Origin of the sequence: Snodgrassella sp. ESL0304 (assembly GCF_013344995.1) — a bacterium.
Classification (GTDB): domain Bacteria; phylum Pseudomonadota; class Gammaproteobacteria; order Burkholderiales; family Neisseriaceae; genus Snodgrassella; species Snodgrassella alvi.
Genome location: NZ_JAAEDR010000020.1, coordinates 1 through 6,640, shown reverse-complemented (window position 1 = coordinate 6,640; position 6,640 = coordinate 1). Strand labels below are relative to the sequence as shown.

Genomic DNA, 6,640 nt, shown 5'->3' with positions numbered 1-6,640 from the left:
TAGGATGGTCGGATTGATCAGGAACAGAATATGCTGCAGCGCACATTAGCAAAAAGTATCAGTGTTACAGGAGTGGGTTTGCATTCCGGGGAACGGGTACGCCTGAGTCTGCATCCGGCTGCTTCGGATAGTGGTATTCGTTTTCGCCGGACGGATCTGAACGGAGAATTTGGCCGGCTTGTGCCGCTGACTCCTGAACTGATTAACGATACCCGTTTATCTTCTACGGTTGTTACGCCGGACGGTATTCGTATTGGCACCATCGAGCATATTATGTCGGCATTTGCTGCCTATGGAATCGATAATATTATTGTTGAGCTTAATGCACCGGAAATCCCTATTATGGATGGTTCCAGCCTGCCTTTTATTTATCTGTTACAGGATGCCGGGGTAATTGATCAGCCTGTCGAAAAAAAATTTTTGCGTATTAAACAGTCGCTGGTACTGACAGAGGGAGATAAATGGGTAAAATTTACTCCATATGAAGGATTTCAGATTACATTAACCATAAATTTTGATCATCCTGTTTTTAATCGCAGTAACCAGACTTTCCGGATTGATTTTGCAGGACAGTCATATGTTGATGAAATTTCCCGGGCGCGGACATTTGGTTTTATGCAGGAAGTAGAACTGATGCGCAGCCACAATCTGGGGCTTGGGGGTAATCTGAGTAATGCGATTGTAATTGATGATACGGATGTGCTTAATCCTGAAGGATTGCGCTATCCGGATGAATTTGTCCGGCATAAAATTCTCGATGCTGTCGGAGATCTTTATACGCTTGGTCACCCGATTATTGGCTCCTTTGAGGGGCATAAATCCGGCCATGCGATCAATAATGCGCTGTTAAGGCAGCTTTTGGCGCAGCCACAATCCTATGAATGGGTAACTTTTCCGCATAATTATCAGCTGCCGGCCGCATTTCATCAGTTGCCGCATGCAGCCTGACTTGCGGCCATGATAATATTCATGTTAAGAATATGTTATAATTACTTAACAAAATCAGGTTAAACTGGCCGGATAATATTTAACCGGCTTCACTTTATTATATTATTCCGGGATATAAATGCAATGGATTATCAAGCTGTTGTAGCGCAATTACTAAACGTAGAAGGTGCACTGGCGGCGGCGGTGGTTGATTATGATAATGGTATGTTAATGGCCGGTAATGCCATTAATAAAATTGATCTGGAAATTGCCGCGGCCAGCAGTACGGAAGTTATCCGCTCTAAAATCAAAACTATGCAGATGCTGGATCTTAGCGATGAAATTGAGGATATACTGATTACACAGGGGCAGCAGTATCATCTGATCCGGCCGCTGAAAAAACTGGGTAGCCTGTTTTTGTATTCAGTACTTGATAGCCACCGTGCCAATCTGGCTTTATCGCGCCGGGCGCTGATTGATGTTGAAAAACAAATGGAGTAGTAACCGGATTATATAGATTCGATATGGCTGCTGATTGATTTGAATATGGCTGTTAAACCAGTATTCCGGCTACATGGTTATTAATTAAAAATTGAATTCTTCTGTAATTAACTATTCACAGTTATATTTTTAATTCAGATTAACAATATGCTATTTATTAATTTAAATAGCATATTGTTTTTACAGTCAGACCATTTTTGCTTTGTACCTTTCTGCATAACATTCTGTTATGCCTTGATCTAGATTTTCTGGCTATTCTGCTTTTCTCTGCGAATATAGATGCATTGTCTGTATCTGTCTGTTTTGATGGATTAATATTATGCCGGATCAAATTTTATTCTGTTATGCAGAAATGGTAATACACAAAATACAATTCAAATGATGTGTAAGCGTAATTTAATTGCGGCCAATTTGCGTCGTTTAGCTAATTAATAACTATATTTACTTCCATTACTGTATTTATTCAAGTGGCTAGCAAACGAAAAGCAGATAATAAATCTAACTGCCTAAAACCATTTATTTAGATCAGATTTGTTTAGGTGTAATAAAATGCCATTCTAATTTTTTAATTTTGAGAAAACGGATTAATCAGATTACTGTGGTGTTAATAAGACAATAATAATATATAAACAATCTATTTAATTAACATATTTATATATTTAATTTTTGAAATAAATTTAAAAAAATATTTGAATTTCAGATATTTATTTTTATAAAAAATATAGTTTTTATTGAGTTTACTAAATATTATTTAAATTTGTTGAATACATACAAGCAAGTATATTATGTTATATTGCTTAAAGATTTAATTTTAAATTTTAACTTTATTTAAATTTATACAAATTTTGTTTGACGGCATGATTTCTAATCAGGAGTAAACCAATTGAATAAAATATATCGTGCTATATGGAATGAAACGACCCAGACCTGGGTGGCCGCCTCCGAACTAGCTAAGAGCAAAACCAAGTCCGATACCGTAGCCTGCTTGCCGGCCACAGGCATGATAAAAAGTAAGTCCCGATTCGGATCAGTCTTTAAACGGAGTCTTATCGCTTCAATTCTGAATTTTTCACTCGTTATTCCGAATGTTTTTGCTGCAAATACGGCACTGGTTGGTGGTGTTAGCTTGAGTGACCCTAGTATTGAAGTAAAGTATGCAGATCAAAAAGGTAAGGTATGGGCAAGTCATGGTTCTGTAGTTATCAATGGGATTAATGGTTTTTCTAAAGATGGTACAAACTGCAGAGCCGATGAAGTTGCGGGCAGGAGTGATCCGGAGCGTACAATTACTGGTGCATTAATCTCTGCATTGGACGAATATAAACGCTTTGCTAATCAAATTGATCCGGCCTATGGTACAACAACAACTGCTGTTAATGGGAATAAAGCTGTTCAGCAAGGGGACGCAGCCTCAAATAAAATGCCGGTAGCTTATGGTGTCCATTCTTTTGCATCCGGTTGTGGTTCTTACGCAAGTGGTAACTACTCAGTAGCATTCGGTACCAACGCCACCGCTACTACCGGCGGCGCGATAGCTGTCGGAACTGCTGCTCTGGCTTCCGGGCGGGCTTCCATTGCTTTTGGTGTCGGCGCTGAAGCTACAGGTGTCTCCAGTGTAGCTTTAGGTTCGGTTGCATCTTCTAATGGTGTGGGTAGTGTGGCAGCCGGTTTGAAATCTCAGGCCAGTGCTGACGGTACTGTTGCCTTAGGTGTTCAGGCACAGGCTACAGCAGATTCTGCCGTAGCTATCGGTAATACAGCTCAGGCCACTGGCGAACAAAGTATCAGTATAGGCTCAGCCAATCAGGTAAGCGGAAAAAGATCCGGTGCAATTGGCGGCTCTCAGACAACAACTGCTTATAATTCAGTCAATGGTGAAATTGCAGATGAAGATAAAGATCAGGCAACCGGTATCACTAGTGTAACCGGGAATGACACTTATTCTTTCGGTAATCAGAATGGTACGATTGCTGCTAATAATACCGGTATATTCGGTAATAGTAATGTTATAGCACTTGATTCAACCGGTGCTACTAAGGCAGATGATATAAGAATATTAGGCAATCTGAACAAAGTCTCTGCAAATGCTACCGGGGCCATGATTGTAGGTAATGAAGCTAAAGTCGGTGCTGCTAATGCCCTGGCACTGGGTAACAAGACCCAAATTAGTGGTATGAATGGCGTCGCCATCGGTACAGAGGCTAATGTCAGTTCTGATAACGGCGTGGCTATAGGCAGTAATTCTGCAACTACAGCCGCAGCAGGTGTGGCTGGCTATGATCCTGCAGGTGGGGTTCATGATGCCACATCATCTACCTGGAACAGTACCAGAGGCTCGGTGGCGATTGGTAATGCCAGTGCCGGTGTCACACGGCAGATTACCGGCCTGGCTGCCGGTACACAGGATACTGATGCTGTCAATGTGGCTCAGTTAAAAAGCCTGGGCGATTCTGTGTCAACCAGTCTGTATGATCTGTCTTCTACAACAGTAAGCCATTTAACTGAAAACGACAATAAATTAGATAATCTGATAAATACGACCAATTCAACTTTAGTTACATATGACAGCAAGCTGGTAGATACAGCCGGATTACTGGACAGCCGGATTACTGAAACTAATAACAAACTTGATGCAGTAAATACTTCAGTTTTAACCAGTATCAGCCAGTTGCAGGAAAATGCATTACGGTGGAATGACGATGTACAGGCTTATGATGCAGTTCATGGTCAGGCAAATACAGCAAAAATTATCAATGTTGCGGCCGGTGATTTATCGCCAGAATCAACTGATGCTATTAATGGCGGACAGCTTTATAATACCAATTCAGCATTGAGCAGTTTGTCAACTGTTGCGATAAGCAGTATTTCCACTGCGCTATCGAATTCCACTTCAATGTCTGCTTCAATCAGCACAACCCTGTCAGAAACTTCAAATAAGCTCAGTCAGCTTCTGGACAATACTTCAACCAGCATGAATCAATTAAGCCGGGATGCACTACAGTTAAAAGATGGTGTATTTGATGCTGAACGTGACGGAAAAGCCCAGAAAATCACGCATGTTGCGGCCGGTGATATTTCTTCGGCTCATTCCAGTGATGTGGTTATTGGTTCGCAGTTATATGAAACCAATACAAATCTGTCTAATTTATCAGACAGTTTTGCTTCAAGTTTGACCAGCTTGTCAAATTCAGTGGGTAATTCAAATATAGCAGATATTACTAGTTTGTCTACAGTAGCCAGTGGCGTAAGTAGCAGCCTGTCCAGTTTGCGAAATGATGCTTTACTATGGAAAGCGGGTGAAAATAAGGTAGATGGTGCCTATGATGCTGAGCGTAACGGAAAAGCTCAGAAAATTACCAATGTTGCAGACGGCAGTACTGAACAGGGATCAACAGATGTAATTACCGGTGGACAGTTATACAGTCTTTCGACTGCTACTGTAGCTAAACTGGATAACGTAACCAGCACAATAAGTACAAGTTTGACAGACAGTAACCAAAAAATAGACGATGTAAGTAATAAAGCTCTGTTATGGAATGAAAGTAAAATCGCTTATGATGCCGGTAATCGGAAAATTACAGGTGTTGCTGCCGGTGCATTAACAGCAGATTCATCTGATGTGGTGATCGGAGCACAGTTATATACAACCAATAATCTTCTGAATAATCTATCTTTATCAACTACAGGTGGGTTAGACAGCCTGAGTACGGCCTTAAGCAGCTCTTCTCAGTCGATTATTAGTAGTCTTTCCGGACTTGTGGGAAACAATCAGCGCGAAGTTGCGGCCTTGCAGGATAATGCTTTGCAATGGAATGATACTGATAAGGCATACAGTGCTAAACATCCGGCATTTGGTAATCAGCGCATTACCAATGTAGCAGACGGCAGAGAGGGTGCTGACTCAACCGATGCGGTGACCGGTAAACAGCTGTTTAGTCTTTCCAGTTCTACAGCAGAAAGTTTGAATAATTTATCCAGTTCTCTGCAGAATCTATCTGCGGATGGTGTGGGCAGTTTATCTACAGCCCTTAGTACAGGTTTGAATAATATCAATTCCAGTATTACTACCTTGCAGCAGGATGCTTTACAGTGGAAAGACGGTGCTTACGATGCCAGCCATGGTGTTGAAAATGGTGTACAGAAAATTACCCATGTTAAAGATGGTGATCTGAATGAATATTCCACTGATGTTGTCACCGGTAAGCAATTATTTGACACCAATACCAGTGTAGCTACTCTGTCTGCCGGTCTGGATAGCAGATTGGTAAGTTTGTCTGGTTCGACATCTGCCAGTTTGAATAATATTTCAGTTGATTTAAATCAATCGCTGAGTAGCGGTCTGAGCTCTCTTTCTGCAGCGGCCAATACGGGGTTAAGCTCTGTTAATTCAAATATAGCTACATTACAGCAGAATGCGCTGCAATGGAATAGCAATATATCTGCTTATGATGCCAGTCATGCAACCGGTACTGCACAAAAAATTACCAATGTAGCCCAAGGTAGTCTGGCAGCAGACTCAAGTGATGTAGTAACAGGCGCCCAGCTGTTTAATACCAATAATAGTGTAAGCACTCTGTCTGATAATGTTGATAGTAAGATGAATTCAATTTCTTCATCAACATCGGCCAGTGTGGGTAGCCTTTCTAGCGCACTGGGTCAGTTTGCCAATGAGAAAATCAATAGTCTGTCTACTACTTTTGAGGATAAACTGAGTACAACCAATTCCAGCGTAGCATCATTGCAGCACAATGCATTGTTATGGAATAACGACATTGACGGTGGCGCATATGATGCTACTCACGATGGAAAAGCGCAGCGCATTACAAATGTACTGGCTGGAAATCTTGCAGCCGGTTCAAGTGATGTGGTTACTGGTGGCCAGCTATTCACGACTAATAGTCATCTTGGTACTTTGTCTGATAGCGTTAGTTCAGGTTTTAACTCTTTGTCAACTTCATTAGAAGATTTACAAAATAAAAGTCCGAATGGATTGGTCAGTCAGCTGGAACAGACTAATCAGAGTCTGAGCAGTCTGTCTGTATCAGCATCAAGCAGTCTGACTGCGGCTGACTCTCATGTAAAAACATTACAGCAGAATGCGCTGCAATGGAATAGCAATATATCTGCTTATGATGCCAGTCATGCAACCGGTACTGCACAAAAAATTACCAATGTAGCCCAAGGTAGTCTGGCAGCAGACTCAAGTGATGTA

General features: G+C 41.3%; 3 protein-coding genes. All 3 read left to right on the top strand.

The genetic code is table 11. The features are described 5' to 3' along the window. The first annotated feature begins 30 nt into the window (after positions 1–30). Positions 31–948 (top strand): UDP-3-O-acyl-N-acetylglucosamine deacetylase, encoded by a 918-nt coding sequence (gene lpxC / locus GYX91_RS10930; RefSeq protein ID WP_084549854.1) that lies wholly within the window; start codon positions 31–33, stop codon positions 946–948. Between the two features lie 123 nt (positions 949–1,071). Further along, a complete protein-coding gene (locus tag GYX91_RS10925; RefSeq protein WP_078474286.1) occupies positions 1,072–1,428 on the top strand; it encodes a hypothetical protein in 357 nt (118 codons plus the stop codon). An 883-nt stretch (positions 1,429–2,311) separates the two neighbouring features. Next, on the top strand, positions 2,312–6,640 hold a 4,329-nt coding region (locus tag GYX91_RS10920; RefSeq protein ID WP_202983740.1), incomplete at its 3' end, for an ESPR-type extended signal peptide-containing protein.